General features: G+C 66.4%; 15 protein-coding genes and 1 pseudogene. 2 read left to right on the top strand and 14 right to left on the bottom strand.

What is annotated here, in order from left to right; genetic code table 11:
- Window positions 1-12 precede the first annotated feature (12 nt).
- Genes meaB through mutA form a run of 3 tightly spaced genes read right to left on the bottom strand, consistent with a single transcriptional unit; the run spans window position 13 to window position 5,036 of the window.
- Window positions 13-1,002 (bottom strand): methylmalonyl Co-A mutase-associated GTPase MeaB, encoded by a 990-nt coding sequence (gene meaB, locus MYCSM_RS14015; RefSeq protein ID WP_015306819.1) that lies wholly within the window; start codon window positions 1,000-1,002, stop codon window positions 13-15.
- Window positions 1,003-3,237 carry a methylmalonyl-CoA mutase gene (scpA, locus tag MYCSM_RS14010; protein ID WP_015306818.1) on the bottom strand — a complete coding sequence of 745 codons (2,235 nt, stop codon included), beginning with the start codon at window positions 3,235-3,237 and terminating at the stop codon, window positions 1,003-1,005.
- Between the two features lie 2 nt (window positions 3,238-3,239).
- Window positions 3,240-5,036 (bottom strand): methylmalonyl-CoA mutase small subunit, encoded by a 1,797-nt coding sequence (gene mutA / locus MYCSM_RS14005; RefSeq protein WP_015306817.1) that lies wholly within the window; start codon window positions 5,034-5,036, stop codon window positions 3,240-3,242.
- A gap of 100 nt (window positions 5,037-5,136) precedes the next feature.
- Here mutA and MYCSM_RS14000 point away from each other — a divergent pair, with 100 nt between their 5' ends.
- Entirely contained in the window at window positions 5,137-5,877 is a 741-nt protein-coding gene (locus tag MYCSM_RS14000; protein ID WP_041312050.1) for a TVP38/TMEM64 family protein, read from the top strand.
- Between the two features lie 25 nt (window positions 5,878-5,902).
- Here MYCSM_RS14000 and MYCSM_RS13995 read toward each other — a convergent pair whose 3' ends face one another.
- On the bottom strand, window positions 5,903-7,114 hold the full coding sequence (locus tag MYCSM_RS13995; RefSeq protein WP_015306815.1) for an SPFH domain-containing protein: 1,212 nt from the start codon (window positions 7,112-7,114) through the stop codon (window positions 5,903-5,905).
- Window positions 7,115-7,147: 33 nt separating this feature from the next.
- Window positions 7,148-7,579, bottom strand: coding sequence for an NfeD family protein (locus MYCSM_RS13990; RefSeq protein ID WP_015306814.1), 432 nt, complete (start codon window positions 7,577-7,579; stop codon window positions 7,148-7,150).
- Window positions 7,580-7,639: 60 nt separating this feature from the next.
- Between MYCSM_RS13990 and MYCSM_RS13985 the strand changes: the two genes are divergently transcribed.
- Window positions 7,640-8,485 (top strand): hypothetical protein, encoded by an 846-nt coding sequence (locus MYCSM_RS13985; RefSeq protein WP_015306813.1) that lies wholly within the window; start codon window positions 7,640-7,642, stop codon window positions 8,483-8,485.
- Here MYCSM_RS13985 and MYCSM_RS13980 read toward each other — a convergent pair.
- The 9 genes and pseudogenes from MYCSM_RS13980 to ripA all read right to left on the bottom strand — a co-directional run bounded on the left by MYCSM_RS13980 (window position 8,451) and on the right by ripA (window position 17,547).
- Window positions 8,451-9,474, bottom strand: a pseudogene (locus tag MYCSM_RS13980) (ferrochelatase). The gene MYCSM_RS13985 and the pseudogene MYCSM_RS13980 overlap by 35 nt on opposite strands.
- Window positions 9,475-10,284: an NADH-dependent enoyl-ACP reductase InhA gene (gene inhA, locus MYCSM_RS13975; protein ID WP_015306811.1), complete on the bottom strand. Its 810-nt coding sequence runs from the start codon at window positions 10,282-10,284 to the stop codon at window positions 9,475-9,477.
- Between the two features lie 19 nt (window positions 10,285-10,303).
- A complete protein-coding gene (fabG1, locus tag MYCSM_RS13970) occupies window positions 10,304-11,068 on the bottom strand; it encodes a 3-oxoacyl-ACP reductase FabG1 (protein WP_015306810.1) in 765 nt (254 codons plus the stop codon).
- Between the two features lie 43 nt (window positions 11,069-11,111).
- Complete coding sequence (locus tag MYCSM_RS13965) at window positions 11,112-12,119, bottom strand: VWA domain-containing protein (RefSeq protein WP_015306809.1); 1,008 nt, start codon at window positions 12,117-12,119, stop codon at window positions 11,112-11,114.
- Between the two features lie 24 nt (window positions 12,120-12,143).
- A complete protein-coding gene (locus tag MYCSM_RS13960) occupies window positions 12,144-13,151 on the bottom strand; it encodes a VWA domain-containing protein (protein ID WP_015306808.1) in 1,008 nt (335 codons plus the stop codon).
- A 57-nt stretch (window positions 13,152-13,208) separates the two neighbouring features.
- Window positions 13,209-14,153: a DUF58 domain-containing protein gene (locus MYCSM_RS13955; protein WP_015306807.1), complete on the bottom strand. Its 945-nt coding sequence runs from the start codon at window positions 14,151-14,153 to the stop codon at window positions 13,209-13,211.
- Window positions 14,150-15,292, bottom strand: coding sequence for a chaperone MoxR1 (gene moxR1 / locus MYCSM_RS13950; protein ID WP_015306806.1), 1,143 nt, complete (start codon window positions 15,290-15,292; stop codon window positions 14,150-14,152). The genes MYCSM_RS13955 and moxR1 overlap by 4 nt, the downstream gene beginning before the upstream one ends.
- A gap of 174 nt (window positions 15,293-15,466) precedes the next feature.
- Window positions 15,467-16,165, bottom strand: coding sequence for an NlpC/P60 family peptidoglycan endopeptidase RipB (gene ripB / locus MYCSM_RS13945; RefSeq protein WP_015306805.1), 699 nt, complete (start codon window positions 16,163-16,165; stop codon window positions 15,467-15,469).
- Window positions 16,159-17,547: an NlpC/P60 family peptidoglycan endopeptidase RipA gene (gene ripA, locus MYCSM_RS13940; protein ID WP_015306804.1), complete on the bottom strand. Its 1,389-nt coding sequence runs from the start codon at window positions 17,545-17,547 to the stop codon at window positions 16,159-16,161. The genes ripB and ripA overlap by 7 nt, the downstream gene beginning before the upstream one ends.
- Between the last annotated feature and the right edge of the window lie 183 nt (window positions 17,548-17,730).

Genomic DNA, 17,730 nt, shown 5'->3' with positions numbered 1-17,730 from the left:
AAGTGTTACCAATTAGTTAGGTCCGTGCACGTCAGCGGCATCGAGCAGCTGCTGTGCAGCAAGCGCGGGGGTCAGCTCGCCATCGCGCACCTGGCGTTCCACCTCGGCGCGGATCTTTCGCACGGCCGGATGCGACAGCACCCGGTCCAGCACGGCGTCGCGAACCATCGACCACGTCCAGTCCACCTGTTGCGCGCGTCTGCGGGTCTCGAACTCCCCCGCGTCGGTGAGCACCCTGCGGTGTTTGAGCACCGTATCCCACAGCTCGGTGAGGCCGTTTCCCTCCAACGCACTCATCGTGAGAACTGGTGGGCGCCAAAGGGTTTCGCGAGGATAAATGAGGCGGATCGCTCCGGTCAGCTCGCGGGCCGCCGTCTTGGCCTCGCCGGCGTGCTCACCGTCAGCCTTGTTCACCACCACGATGTCGGCGAGTTCCAGCACGCCCTTCTTGATGCCCTGCAGTTGGTCACCGGTGCGCGCCAGCGTCAAGAAGACGAACGTGTCGACCATGTTGGCCACCGTCACTTCGGACTGCCCGACGCCGACGGTTTCGACCAGGATCACGTCGAAGCCGGCCGCCTCGAGCAACACGATGGTTTCGCGGGTGGCCTTAGCAACGCCGCCGAGAGTGCCCGAGGTCGGCGAGGGCCGGATGTAGGCGTCGGGATGCACCGCGAGTTGAGCCATCCGGGTCTTGTCGCCCAGGATCGATCCGCCAGTGCGGGTAGACGATGGGTCGACGGCCAACACCGCGACTCGATGGCCCTGCTCGATCAGATACATACCGAGCGCTTCAATGGTCGTCGACTTGCCGACGCCGGGCACACCGGTGATGCCGACATGCATGGCGTTTCCCGCCTCGGGCATCAGCTCGAGCAGCAGCTGCTGCGCCTGCTCGCGGTGATCCGGGCGGGTCGACTCGACCAGCGTGATGGCCCTCGGCAACGCCGCCCGGTCGCCGCTGCGGACGGCCGCCGCTAGTTCCTCGACCGGGGTCGCCATCTAGCCGAGGCTGTAGCCAAGGCGTTCGGCCAGCTTCTCCAGCAGTCCGATCGCGGCGTCGGCGATGACCGTGCCGGGTGGGAAGATCGCCGTCGCACCGGCGGCGTAGAGCTCATCGAAGTCGCCGGGCGGGATGACGCCGCCGACGACGATCATGATGTCGGGCCTGCCCACTTCGGCGAGTGCGTCGCGCAGTGCAGGCACCAGCGTCAGGTGCCCGGCGGCCAGCGACGACACCCCGACCACGTGTACGTCGTTATCGGCGGCCTGGCGCGCCACCTCTTCCGGGGTGGAGAACAACGAGCCCACGTCGACGTCAAAGCCGATGTCCGCGAACGCCGTTGCGATCACCTTCTGGCCCCGGTCGTGCCCATCCTGGCCCATCTTTGCCACCAGGATGCGGGGGCGGCGGCCGTCGGCCTCGGCGAACTTCTCGACGAGCTCTGAAGCGCTGGAGATATTGCTGACCTTTCCGACTTCGTCGCGGTAGACCCCGGCGATGGTACGGATCTCGGCCTGATGGCGCCCCCAAACCTTCTCGAGCGCATCGGAGATCTCACCGACGGTGGCCTTGGCCCGCGCCGCGTTGATCGCGAGTTCGAGCAGGTTCCCCTTCCCGTTCGCGGCGGTGCTGAGTTCGGCCAGCGCTGCTTCGACGGCTTTCGGGTCGCGGTCGGCGCGCAGCTGCTGCAACTTGGCGATCTGTTCGGCCCGCACCCGGCTGTTCTCGACCTTGAGCACCTCGATCTCGTGGTCGGTGCCATCGCCGGTGGCAACCTGGTACTTGTTGACGCCGATCACGGGCTGCTGCCCGGAGTCGATGCGCGCCTGTGTGCGGGCGGCCGCCTCTTCGATCCGCATCTTCGGGATGCCGTCGCTGATCGCCTGAGCCATGCCGCCGTGCTCGTTGACCTCTTTGATGTGGGCCCGCACCTTCTCGGCGAGCTGATGAGTCAGCCACTCCACGTAGTACGAGCCGCCCCACGGGTCGATCGGCCGCGTGGTGCCGGACTCCTGCTGCAGCAGCAGCTGGGTGTTGCGTGCGATGCGGGCGGAGAAGTCGGTCGGCAGCGCCAGCGCCTCGTCCAGCGCGTTGGTGTGCAGCGACTGGGTGTGGCCCTGGGTGGCGGCCATCGCCTCGATGCAGGTGCGCGCGACGTTGTTAAACGGGTCCTGCGCGGTCAGCGACCAACCCGAGGTCTGCGAATGTGTGCGCAGCGAAAGGGATTTCGCGTCTTTCGGGCCGAACTCGGCGACCAGCTCGCTCCACAGCAGCCGGCCCGCGCGCAGCTTGGCGACCTCCATGAAGAAGTTCATCCCGATGCCCCAGAAGAACGACAGCCGTGGCGCGAACTTGTCGATGTCCAGGCCCGCGTCCAGCCCGGCCTTGATGTACTCGACACCGTCGGCCAGCGTGTAGGCCAGCTCCAAATCGGCTGTGGCACCGGCCTCTTGGATGTGATAGCCGGAGATGGAGATCGAGTTGAACTTCGGCATCTTGGTGCTGGTGTAGCCGAAGATGTCCGAGATGATCCGCATCGACGCCTTGGGTGGATAGATGTAGGTGTTGCGGACCATGAACTCCTTGAGGATGTCGTTCTGAATGGTCCCGGCCAGCTTCTCCGGCGGCACACCCTGCTCCTCGGCGGCCACCACGTACAGCGCGAGGATCGGCAGCACCGCGCCGTTCATCGTCATCGAAACGGACACCGTCGACAGGTCGATGCCGTCGAACAGCTGGCGCATGTCGAGGATGGAATCGATTGCCACGCCCGCCATTCCGACGTCGCCGGCGACCCGCGGGTGATCGGAGTCGTAGCCGCGGTGGGTGGCAAGGTCGAACGCGACCGAAAGACCCTTCTGGCCAGCGGCCAGGTTGCGGCGGTAGAACGCGTTGGATTCAGCCGCGGTGGAGAAGCCGGCGTACTGGCGGATGGTCCACGGCTGGTTGACGTACATGGTCGGGTAGGGCCCCCGGATGTACGGCGCCTCGCCGGGGAAGCTGTTCAGCGGGTAACCCGCGGCGACGGCGGCATCGCGGTCGGCGCCGATATAGACCGGCTTGACGTCGATGCCCTCGGGGGTGGCCCAGCCGAGCTGGTCGGGGGTATAGCCGTGCGCGGCGGCCGCGGCGTCAACGTGCTTGGCGACCGCGGCTTCCGTGGTCGGTTCGCCCTCGCGATCGCCGTGCAGCGGAACGTCGGCGAAGCTTCCGATTCCAGTAGTTGCCGTCATGGTCACGCCCCCAATCGGGTGAGCAGGTCCGAGAGCGCCTTGACGGCGTCGATCTTGGCGGTCAGATAGTCGTCGGGTTTCGAATCCGCTTCGGCCACAGCCTTTTCCGGGCCTGCCAGCAGGACATGCGAAATCCCCGCCTGGTGCGCCGCGTCGACGGCGGCCGACGCCTCGGTCGCATAGCGGGCGTCGGTGCCGCAGATCACCGCGACTTTGGGGTCGGGATCCTCGGTGACCGCCTCGATGCCGCCGGACGCGAGCAGGTTGGTCGCGAACGTGGTGCGGATGTTGTGCTCCGCCAGCGGGCCGAGCGGCAACAGCAATACCGTCGGTCGCGATCCGGTTTTCTCCAGGAAAGCATCCGATCGGTCCCGCAGCGCCTCGAAGCCAGCCGCATAGCGCACCACTGCGTCAAGCGAATCACCTTGCGGCAGAGGTGGTTCGGCCAGATTCGGGTATTCGTTGACACCGGTGAGCGCCGTACGGCGGTGTGCGATGTCGTCCGCGCGGCGCTCGGCTACCTCGTTGATCTGGCCGACGACGTAGTCACGCGCGGCCTCGAAGCCACCGCGGGCTTCGATGTCCTGGAAGTGTTTCCACGCTTGCTCGGCCAGCCCCCTGGTGAGATCCTCGACGAACCAGGAGCCGCCAGCGGGGTCGAGCACCCGGCCGATGTGCGACTCCTCCAGCAGCAGCAATTGGGTGTTGCGGGCAATGCGTCGCGCGAAACTCGCTGCGGTACCGGGGAACCCACCGGGTATCGCCACATCGAACGGGTGTACCAGCACAGTGTCCGCTCCGCCGGCGCCCGCAGAAAACGCCGCCACCGTGGTGCGCAACATGTTCACCCACGGGTCGCGCTGCGCCATCATCGGCAGCGACGTGACGGCGTGCAGCCGGGCCGCTCCCGCGTCTGGCTCCCCCACCACTTCGGCCACCCGCGCCCACAGCTGGCGCGCCGCGCGCAGCTTCGCAATCGTCATGAACTGGTCGTCGTCGGCGGCGAAGCGGAAGCTGATCTGCCGCAGCGCATCCCGCGTAGCGATACCGCCCTCGCCGAGCGCACGCAGATACCCGACCGCCGCCGCGATGCTGCCCGCCAATTCCCACGACGCACTGGCGCCACGATTGTGGAACGCCGGGCCGTCGACGGTAATCGCCCGTACGCCACCGTTGTATCCGGTCGCCTTCGCTGCCACCGCAACGAAGTCGGTGAGATTCACCGTGGCTTGCGCGTTCAGCGGTGCGGTCAACGGATCGGCGCCGAGATCCACCGACAGCCGCGACCGTTGGTCGTCATCGAGATCCGTCAACAGAGCCAACACGGCATTCGATGCGGCCACATAGTCGGCACCAGCATCGAGCACTACCGGGACGAGGTCGAGGAACACACCGTCGAGCAGGCGGTCCAGTTCAGCCGTCTTACCCCCGACGCGCAGCACCAGCGCGCTGACGCCTTCGGTCAATGCCACCAACACAGCGCCGTTGGCGTCGGCCGCCGAGGATCCGTTCGCGGGAAAGACTTCGGCGACCCGCCAGCCGGACTTGACGTCGCGCAGCGCGTCGCCGCCCCGCACGAACGGCCACTGCCCCGGCAGCGCCGGTTCGGGTAACTCGTCGAGCGATGTGTACAGCGGGCGCACCGGAAAACCCTCGTAGGTCGGCGAGTCCAGCAGCCGCTCAGGCTCGGCGGGCAAATCCGCCGGGTCGCGCCGGGTGCTCTTGGCCAGGACGCCGGCTACCGCCGTGCGCCACCTCGCGATATCGGAATCCGTAACGCCGGGTTTCTGCACAGCCATCAGGCTAAATGATCGCCATCACAACATCGCCTGCCGGCTGACCGACTCACACCGACGCGCAGATCGTGTCGCCGCGGCATGGCCCGTAGTGTTGGTAGGCGTGAAAGCCGTCGTCAACACCCTGCGTGCACTGCGTGCTGCGGTGATTTCGACGGCGTCCACGGTCTCACCCCGCCGCTTCATCGCGATCCTCACAGCAATTGTGATTCTCATCGCAGTTGCGCTGCTGGCCCCAGTGCCGAGCGCCCTGCAGATGCGCGATTGGGCGACCTCGGTGGGGCCGTGGTTCCCGCTGGCGTTCCTGGCCGCCCACATCGCGGTGACGGTGTTTCCGTTCCCACGCACCGCATTCACGTTGGCCGCGGGCCTACTCTTCGGCCCGTACCTGGGCGTCCCGCTGGCGGTGCTGGCCAGCACCGTGAGCGCGGTCATCGCGCTGCTGCTGGTGCGCGCCGCCGGCTGGCAACTGAGTCGGCTGGTAAAGCACGCCCGGGTGGAATCCGTCGACGCGCGGCTGCGCGAGCGCGGCTGGCCGACGGTGATCTCGATGCGGATGATCCCGGCCATGCCGTTCTCGGTGGTCAACTACGCGTGCGGGGCGTCGGCGGTGCGCGTGCTGCCGTACACCGTGGCCACCCTGGTGGGCCTGCTGCCAGGCACCGCCGCTGTGGTCATCCTCGGCGACGCACTCACCGGCAACGTCAGCCCGCTGCTGTTCGTGGTCTCGTTGTGCACAGCGAGCATCGGCATCGCGGGGTTGATCTACGAGATCCGCACCCACCGCCGCCATCATCGCGAGCGCCTCGCGGCGCCCCACAGCGAACCGGCGGTCACCGGTTGACGCCGGGCCCCTTTACAACTCGGCGTTACCCGCTGTGGCGCCCTGGTGGCGGCGGCTGTGGCGCATAGTCGGAAGGCGGCTGCTGCTGCTGGCTCAGCGGCGGGTATTGGGGAGGCGGGTCAATCGCACCCGGCACCGGTGTCCGCGCCTCAGCCACAGCGGCGGCAACGGCCTGCGCGATCTCGGGGTCCGTCTGCGTGTTGAACCACTCGGCCACCTCAGCGGAGTCGTCCTCGGGCTTCGGCAGATCCTCCTCGACGGGCGAAGGCTGGTAACGGAACACGCCGTCGTCGCCCGGCGCCCCCAGCATCTTGGTGAACCCCTGCAGCGCAGCACCGAAATCGCTTGGCACCAGCCACACCTTGTTCGCCTCGCCCTTGGCCATCTGCGGCAGCGTCTGCAGGTATTGGTAAGCCAGCATCTCCGGGGTGGGCCGCCCCGCCTTGATCGCGGCGAACGTCTTCTCGATCGCCTTGGCCTGGCCCTGGGCCTGCAGGTAGGACGCGGCGCGCTCACCCTGGGCCCGCAGCATGCGCGACTGCCGGTCGGCTTCGGCCGCCAGGATTGCGGCCTGCTTGGCACCTTCGGCCGCCAGAATCTGAGCCTGCTTCTGACCCTCGGCCTGTTTGATCGAGGCCTCCCTGCTGCCCTCGGCGGTCAGGATCATGGCCCGCTTTTCGCGGTCGGCACGCATCTGCTTTTCCATCGAGTCCTGGATCGACGGCGGCGGATCGATCGACCGCAACTCCACCCGGGCCACACGCAGGCCCCACCGGCCGGTGGCCTCGTCGAGCACTCCGCGCAGCTGGCCGTTGATCTGGTCGCGCGATGTCAGTGTCTGCTCCAGCGTCATCCCGCCGACCACGTTGCGTAAAGTGGTGGTGGTCAACTGCTCGACACCGACGATGTAGTTGCTGATCTGGTACACCGCCGCCTGCGGGTTGGTGACCTGGAAATACACCACCGTGTCGATGTTGACCGTCAGGTTGTCTTCGGTGATCACCGGCTGCGGCGGGAAGGACACCACCCGTTCGCGCAGGTCCACCCGCGCCCTGATCTTGTCGACGAACGGCAGCAGCAACGTCAGCTGACCCGACACGGTCTTGCTGTAGCGGCCCAACCGTTCGATCACCGCGGCCTCGGCCTGCGGGATCAGCGCAATCGATTTGGCCACGATGATGGCGGCGAATACCACCAGCACCCCGACCAAGATCAGGCCGGCAACGGCACCTTCCATGACGGGTTCCTTCCCTAGTTTGTCCAGCGTTCTCTAGACAACTTTTTGGACGACGGCGGTGGCGCCGTCGATGTGCACGACGGTGACGTGGTCGCCCGGTTCGTAGATATCGTCGTCGTTGAACGGGCGCGCCGTCCAGATTTCGCCATCGAGTTTCACCTGGCCTTCATGGCGCGCCACCCGATCGAGCACCAGAGCGCTCTTGCCCTCGAGCGCCTTCACCGGTTCGGGCAGACCCTTACCCGAGAGGAAATGCCGTCTCAACGCGGGCCGCACGAGCACCAGCAGCAGGACCGACACCACGAGGAACACGGCGCCGTGCACCCACAGCTCATCGAAGACCAGACTCGAGCCCGCAGCGGCCAACGCCCCACCGCCAAGCATGAGGAGAAACATGTCGCCGGTGAGCGCTTCGGCCCCGGCGAGGGCCAGTGCGGCGATTAGCCAGATCAGCGGAACGGCCATGCCGCCCACCCTATCGTGTGACCGACCCAATCCGCCGTTAACAACTACACTGCGAGCATCATGTGGTGCCCCAGTGTCTCACTTTCGGTTTGGGCCAACGCCTGGCTCGCAGGCGCCGCCGCGCCTGACGACGTCCTCGATGCGTTATCGCAATGGGCGTCAAGGCATTCCGTGACCGCGTATGACTCGGTCGCGGCCGGTCGCACGGGGCTGCCGTGGCCCGACTTGAACGACGCCGGCGCGGTGTCGATGCTGCAAACGGTGCGCACAGCGGCAGGCAGGGGCCTCTCGGCGCCCGCCATCGGCGTGGTGTTGCCGGTGCCTGGCGATGTGCGCGGACTGCCCGCCGGCACCCAATTTCAGCGCGACGCAGTGACCGCGGGCGAGGCGGTCATCGTCGGTCGCGATGCGTCAACCGCGGTCGGCCTTGTCCCCGAATTCGAATACGACGAATTGGAAGACGAAACCGATTACGAACCGGAGCCGACCGCATTGTCGTGGACGGTCTATTCGGTGCCGGCGCAAGCCGCTGACGAACATGTCGACCTCGGCGAGGCGGAGTACGCGTTGCGCGCTGCGGTCCGGTCAGCCGCCGACGCACTCGGCGCAATCCGCGCGGCCGGCACCGATGTGGCCGATCCGCGCGGACTCGTCGAGCAAGTGCTTGAAGGCAATCGGGGGCACCGGGTGCCCGATCACGCGCCCACCCGCGCGGTGCGCGTGCTCGAAAATGCCGCCCACATCGACGCGATCGTCACCGTCAGCTCCGGCCTGATCCCGATCGGATTGCAGACATCATCGGAGGTGCAGATCGCCAGCGACGCGCTGCGTCCGCTGTCATCAGTGGTGCGATCCGCGCGCATGGCGGCGGTCAGCGCGATCCTGCACTCCGCCTGGCAGGCCTAACCGCAGTTCGGCGTGCAGACCACGCCGTCTCGCGAAAACCCTTGCAGCGGAGGCGCATCCGGGCCCGCCACCCTGGCAGGCTCGCGGCCGTCGCGCAGCTCATCGAGCAGATCGGCGACCAGCCTCGCGAATCGCGGATCGGCGTTGGGAGTTGCGGCCCGCGCGAACGCGATGCCGAGATTCTCGGCGTGCTCGCGTAGCTCGTTGTCCAGATCCCAGACCACCTCGATGTGATCGGCAACGAAACCGATTGGGCAGACGATCACCGCCTTGGTTCCGCCGTCGGCAAGTGCCGTCAGATGATCGGCGACGTCAGGCTCCAGCCACGGTACCTGCGGCGGCCCCGAGCGTGACTGCCACACCTGGTCATAGTCGGCGTATCCGGCGGCGGTGGCGACCAGGCGCGACGCGTAGGCCACCTGGCGGCTGTACAGGTCTGTGCCGCACCGGTTCCGGGCTGCAACCGGAATCGAATGCGCGCTGAACACCAGGCGGGCACCGTCGGGCACGGTCTGTGCCGCCGCACCGATGGCTTCGGTGAACATCTCGACGAACAATGGGTGGTCGAAGTACTGGCGCAGCTTCACCAGTTCGGGCGCGCCCTCACCTGCCGCAGCCCTGGCCCGCGCGATGTCCTCGACGTACTGGGTGCAACTGGAGTAACCGCCCCAGGCCGAGGTGGCGAATACGGCAGCTCGGCGAATCCCGTTGTCCCGCATTGCCGCAACCGTGTCCTCGACATACGGCTCCCAGTTACGGTTGCCGAAGTAGACGGGCAGGTCGATCTCGGCCTCGAGCGCGCTGACCAACTGGCGGTTGATGCCGTTGATCGGTGACACGCCACCGAAGTGCAGGTAATGCTCGGCGACCGACGCGAGCCGTTCGCGCGGGATACCGCGGCCGCGAGTGACGTTCTCCAGGAACGGCATCACGTGTTCCGGCGCCTCCGGTCCGCCGAACGACAGGAGCAGAAGCGCATCGAAGTTCATTTACAGTAACTGCGTGCTTGCGCCGCCGTCGGCGTAGATGATGGTCCCGGTCGTCGCGGGCAACCAGTCGGAAAGCAACGCGCACACCGTCTTTGCCACCGGCGTCGGATCCTTCATGTTCCAGCCGATCGGCGCACGCTGATCCCAGCCCTCCTCGAGCAGCTGCATCTGCGCGCCCGCCTCCTCGCCGAGTGCACCGCCGACGATGGCGCTCATCGCCAGCGTCCGGATCGGTCCGGCGGCAACGAGATTCGACCGCACACCGTACTTGCCGGCTTCGCGCGCCACGAACCGGTTCACCGACTCGAGCGCACTCTTGGCCACGGTCATCCAGTTGTAGGCGGGCATCGCCCGGGTGGGGTCGAAGTCCATGCCGACGATGCCGCCGCCGGGATTCATGATCGGCAGTAGCGCCTTGGCCAGCGAGGCATACGAATACGCCGAGATGTGGATGCCCTTGGCGACGTCCTCATACGGTGCGTCGAAGAACGGGTTGATGCCCATGCCGGTCTGCGGCATATAGCCGATCGAGTGCACGACGCCGTCGAGCTTGTTGCCCTCGCCGATCACTTCGGTGACCCGGTCAGCCAACGACGCCAAGTGCTCCTCGTTCTGCACGTCGAGTTCCAGCAGCGGCGCCTTCTCCGGCAGCCGGTCGGCGATGCGCTGGATCAGCTTCATCCGGTCAAAGCCGGTCAGTACCAGTTCGGCACCGGCCTCCTGCGCCACCTTGGCGATGTGGAACGCGATCGACGAATCGGTGATGATCCCCGTGACGAGGATGCGCTTGCCTTCGAGCAAACCTGCCATGTCAAAGTCCTTCTCTCTCTTAGTGGCCCATGCCCATGCCGCCGTCGACCGGGATCACCGCGCCCGCGATGTAGCTCGCGTCCTCGGACGCCAGGAAGCTGACCGCTCCTGCGACCTCCTCGGCGGTGCCGACCCGCTTGGCCGGGATGAACTCGAGCGCCCCCTCCTGGATGCGCTCGTCCAGCGCGCGGGTCATCTCGGTGTCGATGTAGCCCGGCGCCACCACGTTCGCGGTAACACCAGCCTTGGACAGCTCCCTGGAGATCGACCGGGCCATGCCGATCAGACCGGCCTTGGCGGCCGCGTAGTTGGCCTGGTTGCCGATGCCCCACGTGCCAGAGACCGAACCGATGAAAATGATCCGGCCAAAGCGCTTGCGCTGCATGCTGCGCGACGCGCGCTGCGCCACCCGGAACGCCCCGGTGAGGTTGGCATTGATCACCTCGGTGAACCGCTCCTCAGTCATCCGGATCAGGAAGGCGTCCTTCGAGATGCCTGCGTTGGACACCAGCACCTCGACCGGACCCTGGTGTTCCTCGACCTCTTTGAAGGCGCGGTCGACGGCGTCGTTGTCGGTGACGTCACACTCCACGCCGAACAGCCCGTCGGGCGCTCCCGATCCGCGGTGCGTGACAGCGACCTGGTGGCCGTCGGCAGCCAGCCGCTGAGCAATGGCCAGACCGATGCCGCGGTTTCCCCCGGTCACCAGCACCGAACGCGAGACGAACGGTGGACGGCCACCCGCGGCTTGGCCGGCGGAACCGGCATCATCGGTCGCAGTCATGGAGGCCAACTTAGTGCCTGAGGCGCATTCTTAAGAAATCGCCTTAGTTGGGCAGCCGCCGATTGATGAACAACGCGGCCAACGCCGCGAGCGCCAGCACCAGCGCCCCAAGTCGCAGCCAGCCCGCGCTGGCGTCGCCCTTGCGGGTCTCGTAGCCGATCTGCTCCTGCAGATTGGTGAAGACTTCTTTGAGTTGCTCGACATCGGACGCGGTGTAGGACTGTCCGTTGGACAGCTGGGCGATCTTCTTCAGCATCTCGTCGTCGACGGGTACTGGCGTTCGCTGGCCATTCATCTCGACAAAGCCGTACTGGGTGCCGAAAGCCACCGTGGAGATCGGCACTCCCTGATCCTTGGCGGCCCGCGCCGCAGTGTAGGCACCCTTGGGGTTGTCCGGGTTCGACGGCACCGTCTCCTTGCCATCGGACATCAGGACGATGCGGGCAGGCGGCGGGGTATCACCGCCGCCGATCACCGCGCCGACGGTGGAGATGGCCTGCAGCGCTGTGAAGATGGCCTCACCGGTCGCGGTGCGGTCGGCCACTTGCAGCTTGTCGATCGCGTTCTTGGACGCGTCACGATTGGTCGTCGGCGACACCAGCACGGTCGCCGTGCCCGCATAGGCGATCAGTCCCAGGTTGATCCCGGGCGTCATCTGATCGACGAACTGCTTGGCCGCCTCCTGCGTCGCCGCCAGCCGGTTCGGCGATACATCGGTGGCCTTCATGGACTGGGACACGTCGATGACGAGCATCACCACCGCGCGGTTGCGCGGAATCTTGACATCGTGCGTCGGCCCGGCCATCGCGACCGTGAATAAAACAAGCGACAACACCAGCAGGATGGTCGGCAGATGCCGCCAGCGCGGCGGCCGTTTGGGCGCAACGCTTTCCAGCAGTTCGGTGTTCGCAAAGCGCAACATCCGCTTACGCCGCGCCGCCTGCATCGCGAGGTACAGCCCGGCCAGCCCCAGCACCGCAATGAGGAACAGGAAGAACCACGGGTGGTCAAAACCCGTCAGCGTCATGGGTCCGAGCAACGGTAAAGTCATGTGCCAGTTGTCATTTCATTTGCGTCAGTCGGGTAGTCGGCGGTTGATCAGCATGGCCGCCAGCGCTGCCAACGCCAGCACCAGCGCGCCGAGCCGCAGCCAGCCGGCGCTCGCGTCGCCCTTGCGGGTTTCGTAGCCGATCTGCTCCTGCAGGTTGGTGAAGACTTCCTTGAGCTGCTCGAGGCTCGAGGCGGTGTAGGCCTGACCGCCGGATAGCTCCGCGATCTTCTTCAGCGTCTCGTCATCGACAGGGACCGGCTGGCGCTGGCCGTTGATCTCGACGTAGCCGTACGGGGTGCCGAACGACACCGTCGAAATCGGCACGCCCTGGTCCTTGGAGGTACGCGCGGCGGTGTAGGCGCCCTTCGGGTTGTCCGGGTTGGACGGCACCGTCTCCTTGCCGTCGGACATCAACACGATGCGCGCGGGCGGCGGTTCGTCCCCACCGCCGATCACTGCGCCGACGGTGGCGATCGCCTGCAGCGCGGTGAAGATGCCTTCACCGGTCGCCGTGCGGTCGGCCAATTGCAATTTGTCGATCGCGTTCTTGGAGGCTTCACGATTGGTGGTCGGCGACACCAGCACGGTGGCGGTGCCCGCATAGGCGATCAACCCGAGGTTGATCCCTGGCGTGAGCTGATCGGCGAACTGCTTGGCGGCCTCCTGGGCCGCGGCAAGCCGGTTGGGCGACACGTCGGTGGCGCGCATCGACTGCGAGACGTCGATGACGAGCATCACCACCGCGCGGTTACGCGGAATGCGAACATCATGCGTCGGCCCAGCCATCGCGACGGTGAACATCAGCAGCGACAACACCAGCAAGATCGCGGGCAGATGCCGCCAGCGCGAAGGTCGTTTGGGCGCAACGCTTTCCAGCAGCTCCATGTTCGCAAAGCGCAACATCCGCTTGTGTCGGGCCACCTGCACCAGGACGTACAGCGCCGCGATCGCGAAGACCGCGATGAGAAACAGGAAGAACCACGCGTGTTCGAAGCCCGAGAGCGTCATCGGTCCGAGCAACGGTAATGTCATATGCCAGTTGTCATTTCGTTGGATAACGCGCCTCGGACACGCTCTTCGCGCAAGCGCTCATCGGCCGGCAAGCGCTCCACGACGGCGGTTGGCGACAAAACGGACTACGTCGGCGATCCAGTCCCGGTCGGTGCGCAACGACAACAACGGTGCGTCGCATCGCCGTAACGTGCGGGCCACCTCTGCGCGATGGGCGGCAGCGGCCTTCTCGAAGTCGTCGCGCAGCTGCGCGTCGATGGTGAACTCCCGGGTCACGCCACTTTCGGCGTCCTGCAGGATGACGTCGCCGACGTCGGGAAGTTCCACATCGCGCGGGTCCAGTATCTCGATGCCGAGCACCTCGTGGCGGCCCGCGATCGCCCGCAGCGGACGCATCCAGTTGATCGGACCGAGGAAGTCGCTGATGATCACCGCCATCCCGCGGCGCCGCTCCGGCCGGCGCAACGCGTCGATGGCCGCGGCCAAGTCGCCGCGTACGCCCGTCGGCGCCTTGGGCATCGTGGCGATCGTGCGCAGCAGTTCCTGTTCGTGCATGCGGCCGGACAATGCCGGAACCCGCCGCACCGAGTCGCCGTTCGCGATGATCGCGCCGATCCGGTTGCCGCCGCCACTGTTGAGGAACGTGATCGCCGCCGCCGCTGCTACCGCCAGATCGCGCTTCTCGCAGCCGGTGGTACCGAAGTCGAGGCTGGCCGACATGTCGACAACCAACCATGTCTCGAGCTCACGGTCGGCGATCATCTGACGCACATGCGGGTGAGTGGTGCGCGCGGTGACCGACCAGTCCATCCGGCGCACGTCGTCACCGGGCTGGTAGAGCCGCGACTCCCCCGGCTCTGACCCCGGCCCCGGCAGTAGCCCGAGGTGGTCGCCGTGCAGCACGCCGTCGAGCTTGCGGCGCACGGTCAGCTCCAGCTTGCGCAGTGCCGCCGTCAGCGCGGGGTCACGAATCTCCCCGCGCTTGAGCGACGGCAGGTCGACCCCTCGTCTGGAAGTAGTCACCGATTACCGGCGGCAGCCGCTGCTGCTGGCATCACCGGCTGCACCGAATGACCTTGCTGCGGAATGGCATTCACTTGCGGGAGCGCCACCGTCTGCAGGATCCGGTTGATCACGGTCTCCGACGAGATCTCGTCGGCCAGCGCGTCGTAGGTGAGCACGAGGCGGTGCCGCAGCACGTCGGGGATGACCTCGACGACATCCTGCGGCACGACATAGTCGCGCCCACGCACCAGCGCCAGAGCACGCGACGCGGCGATGATGCCGAGCGAGGCGCGAGGCGAAGCACCGTAGGCAATCCACGCCTTGGCGTCGGGCATGCCGAACTTCTCGGGATGCCGGGTTGCGGTGACGATGCGGACCACGTAGTCGACCAGCGCGTGGTGCACGAAGTTGTTCGACGCGACGTCCTGCAAGCGCAGCAGATCACCGGTGGCCAGGATTTGCTTGGGCTCCGGCGGCTTGACGCCCATCCGGTAAACGATCTCCCGCTCCTCCTCAGGAGTCGGGTAGTCGATGTTGAGCTTGAACAGGAAGCGGTCGCGCTGGGCTTCCGGCAGCGCGTAGACGCCTTCCTGCTCGATCGGGTTCTGCGTGGCCATCACCAGGAACGGCGCAGGCAGCGGGAATGTCTTGCCGCCGATGGAGATCTTGCGCTCGGCCATCACCTCGAGCAGCGCCGACTGCACCTTGGCGGGCGCGCGGTTGATCTCGTCGGCGAGCAGGAAGTTGACCACCACCGGGCCGAGTTCGATGTCGAACTCTTCCTTGCCCTGGCGGTAGATCCGGGTGCCGACGATGTCGGTGGGCACCAGGTCGGGGGTGAACTGGATGCGGGCGAAGGTGCCGCCGACCACCTTGGCGAAGGTTTCGACGGCCAGCGTCTTGGCGACACCGGGCACACCTTCAAGCAGCACGTGGCCCTTCGCGAGCAGGCCAACGAGCATCCGCTCGACCAACTGGTCCTGGCCGACAATGATCCGCTTGACCTCGAAGATGGCGCGCTCGAGGGTGTGCACCTCCTGCTGCAGACCTCCGTTGTTCGGCGGGGCGGCGTGGGAGCTACCGGGGTTGTAGGCCTGGGTGGGGGCCTGTCCGGAATATCCTCCAGCGCCCTGCGGCGGCCCACTCGGTGACGTCATCAACGGTCCTTCCACATCAATTAAGACGCTGGTCGCAACGGCGTAGGCCGGTGTTGGCCGCACGCTCGCCGTCAACTATTCCAGGCAGTCCGGAATCCGTCGACGTTGCCCAGCGAAGTGTCGCCTGGTCGAACGGCATTCACCAGGAGTGCTCAGTGTTAACTCAGGCCCCGCTCAGCTTTCGATAATTCGCGCGGCATACGGCTGAAGGCCGGGGTTACGCACGGGGCTGACCGTGACGTGTCCCGCGGCGCTGGAGGCTTCGAGCATCCGCCCGCCGCCCAGGTACAGCGCGACGTGCTGCGTGCCGCCGGGACCGTAGAACAACAGATCGCCGCGCTTGGCCTGCGACAAGGGCACCTTGCGGCCGGTGTTGTACTGGTCGCCAGAGTACTTCGGAATCAGCACGCCAACGCCGGCGAACGCATAGCGCGTAAAACCGGAACAGTCGTAGCCGATCTTGCCCGCGTCTTCATCGACGCCTGCGCTCGGACCGTTCGGCATGCCGCCGCCCCACGAGTACGGCACTCCCATTTGCGAGGCACCGCGGCGGATCACGTATTCGATCGCCTGAGGACCGCGCACACGCGTACCCGGGGAAGCGGCTGCTGTACTCGGCGAGCCGCCAAGGCCCAGGCTCGACAGGAACTGCTGACCGAGATTCTGGGTCGTTTGAATGGCCACCTGGGTGGCCTGAAACGACGCGTTCGCGATCGCGACGGGATCACCAGGCGCGCCGGCGCTGAGGATCTTCGGCAGCGTGGGATCCCACTGTCCGTCATCGGGGGCGGCGATCGCGGGTGCGACAAGGCCAAGCAGCAGCGCGACGGCTATCAGGAGTCCAATTGTTATGCGGCGCAGGGGATTCACCATTCGATCATTCGAGTCACGTAGGGGGTCATACCGCTGGTGCGCACCGGCGAGACCTTCACGACGGAGCCCGTGTACGGGGCCTCGAGCATTTGGCCGTCGCCGAGATACATCGCGACGTGCTGGCTGGCGTTGGGTCCGTAGAAGATCATGTCGCCACGACGCATCTGCGACGACGGGACCTTACGGCCGGCGTTGTACTGCGAGCCCGAGTAGTGGTCGAGCTTGATGCCGACGCCCGCGAACATGTACAGCATCAATCCCGAACAGTCGAAACCGACTGTGTCAGCACCGGAATCGATGCCGCGGCTCGGGCCCGCGGCGTTGCCGCCACCCCAGGAGTACGGCGTGCCGCGCACCGCGAGGCCACGGTTGATCACGTACTCGGTGGCCTGGCGGCCGTACACACGGGGAATCGCGCCATTCGTGTAACCGCTCGGCGTGGGCAGCAGGCCGACCGACTGCAGGAAGTTGCGGCCCATCTGTTGGGTCACCTGAGCCGACGTCGACATGTAGCCGAGGATCGTGTTGATGATCGCGATCGGGTCACCGCTGACAAAGGCGCTCGGGATCGCAGGCAGCGTGGGATCCCACCCTGAGTCCCACTTCTGACCGCCCCCGCCACGCGCACCCGGTGCGCGATCCCAGTTCGCGTTCGGGTCACCGACGCGCGCCGCGGCAGGTTGGGCCGCAGGCGCTCCGCCTGCGGGCGCAGACCAGTTGCGGGCGTTGTCCAGCTTGGCTTGAGCGGCGGCGTGCTCGGCGGTCAACTGATCGAGTTGGGACTGCTGGTCCTTGAACGTCTGTTGCGCGTTGCTCAGCGCCGAAACCGCGCTCTGCTGACTGGCTTCCGCGTCGGCGACGGCCTTGTCGGCGTTCTGCTTCGCCAACCGCGCGGCCGACTCCTTGTTCACCTGCTCGGTGCGGGCGCGCTGAAGATTGGTGATGACTTGCTGTGAGCTCACTGCCAATGTCTGGCCTGCCGACGCCGCGGACAGGATGTCGGCGGGATCGGTGGCCGTCAGGTAGGAATCCGACGGCCCGCTGACATACGTTGCGGCAGCGAAGGTGTCGAAGCGTTGCTGCGCCGCAGCGATCGCGGTGTTGGCCTCCGTCACCCGCTGCGCGTTGGCATCCACTTCGTGTTGCGCGGCGGCGGCATTCTCACGCGCAGTCTGCACATCGACGATCGCCTTGTTGACACCTTCCTGCTGGGCCTGGATCGCGGCGCCGAGGTCTTGCAGCTTCTGGTTGGCGTTGGCCACGGCCGCGACAAGCTCGCCGAGGGTGTCCGGACTCGCGGGCTGGGCGATCGCCAGGCCGGGAGTCGCGAGCAGCATGCCGATGGCAAGCGTCAGCGCGCGGACCCGCGGGGTGCGTCTCATTCGACCGTGTCTCCTAATGGCTCACATGCTGTGCGCAGTCACAAGAACCACAACTGCAACATCAGCCACCGATTGCACGGTACGTCACATCTGACGCTAAGGAAACTTTAGTCACAAATTACAGGTTTGTAATTGAATTTAGCGTTATCCCGCTGTGACTTTCTATTGCGCGAGCAGACGTGA

This window comes from Mycobacterium sp. JS623, assembly GCF_000328565.1.
GTDB lineage: Bacteria > Actinomycetota > Actinomycetes > Mycobacteriales > Mycobacteriaceae > Mycobacterium.
Note: the sequence above shows the minus strand (reverse complement) of the source record. Positions and strands in the feature narration are given on the sequence as shown.

What these genes read in the sequence shown, in the direction of transcription:
- meaB (WP_015306819.1), bottom strand. Translation starts at nt 1,002, where the DNA reads ATGGCGACCCCGGTCGAGGAACTAGCGGCGGCCGTCCGCAGCGGCGAC.
- fabG1 (WP_015306810.1), bottom strand. Translation starts at nt 11,068, where the DNA reads ATGACTGCGACCGATGATGCCGGTTCCGCCGGCCAAGCCGCGGGTGGC.
- MYCSM_RS13995 (WP_015306815.1), bottom strand. Translation starts at nt 7,114, where the DNA reads ATGGAAGGTGCCGTTGCCGGCCTGATCTTGGTCGGGGTGCTGGTGGTA.
- MYCSM_RS13960 (WP_015306808.1), bottom strand. Translation starts at nt 13,151, where the DNA reads ATGACATTACCGTTGCTCGGACCGATGACGCTCTCGGGCTTCGAACAC.
- moxR1 (WP_015306806.1), bottom strand. Translation starts at nt 15,292, where the DNA reads ATGACGTCACCGAGTGGGCCGCCGCAGGGCGCTGGAGGATATTCCGGA.
- inhA (WP_015306811.1), bottom strand. Translation starts at nt 10,284, where the DNA reads ATGGCAGGTTTGCTCGAAGGCAAGCGCATCCTCGTCACGGGGATCATC.
- mutA (WP_015306817.1), bottom strand. Translation starts at nt 5,036, where the DNA reads ATGGCTGTGCAGAAACCCGGCGTTACGGATTCCGATATCGCGAGGTGG.
- ripB (WP_015306805.1), bottom strand. Translation starts at nt 16,165, where the DNA reads ATGGTGAATCCCCTGCGCCGCATAACAATTGGACTCCTGATAGCCGTC.
- ripA (WP_015306804.1), bottom strand. Translation starts at nt 17,547, where the DNA reads ATGAGACGCACCCCGCGGGTCCGCGCGCTGACGCTTGCCATCGGCATG.
- MYCSM_RS13990 (WP_015306814.1), bottom strand. Translation starts at nt 7,579, where the DNA reads ATGGCCGTTCCGCTGATCTGGCTAATCGCCGCACTGGCCCTCGCCGGG.
- scpA (WP_015306818.1), bottom strand. Translation starts at nt 3,237, where the DNA reads ATGACGGCAACTACTGGAATCGGAAGCTTCGCCGACGTTCCGCTGCAC.
- MYCSM_RS13965 (WP_015306809.1), bottom strand. Translation starts at nt 12,119, where the DNA reads ATGACTTTACCGTTGCTCGGACCCATGACGCTGACGGGTTTTGACCAC.
- MYCSM_RS13985 (WP_015306813.1), top strand. Translation starts at nt 7,640, where the DNA reads ATGTGGTGCCCCAGTGTCTCACTTTCGGTTTGGGCCAACGCCTGGCTC.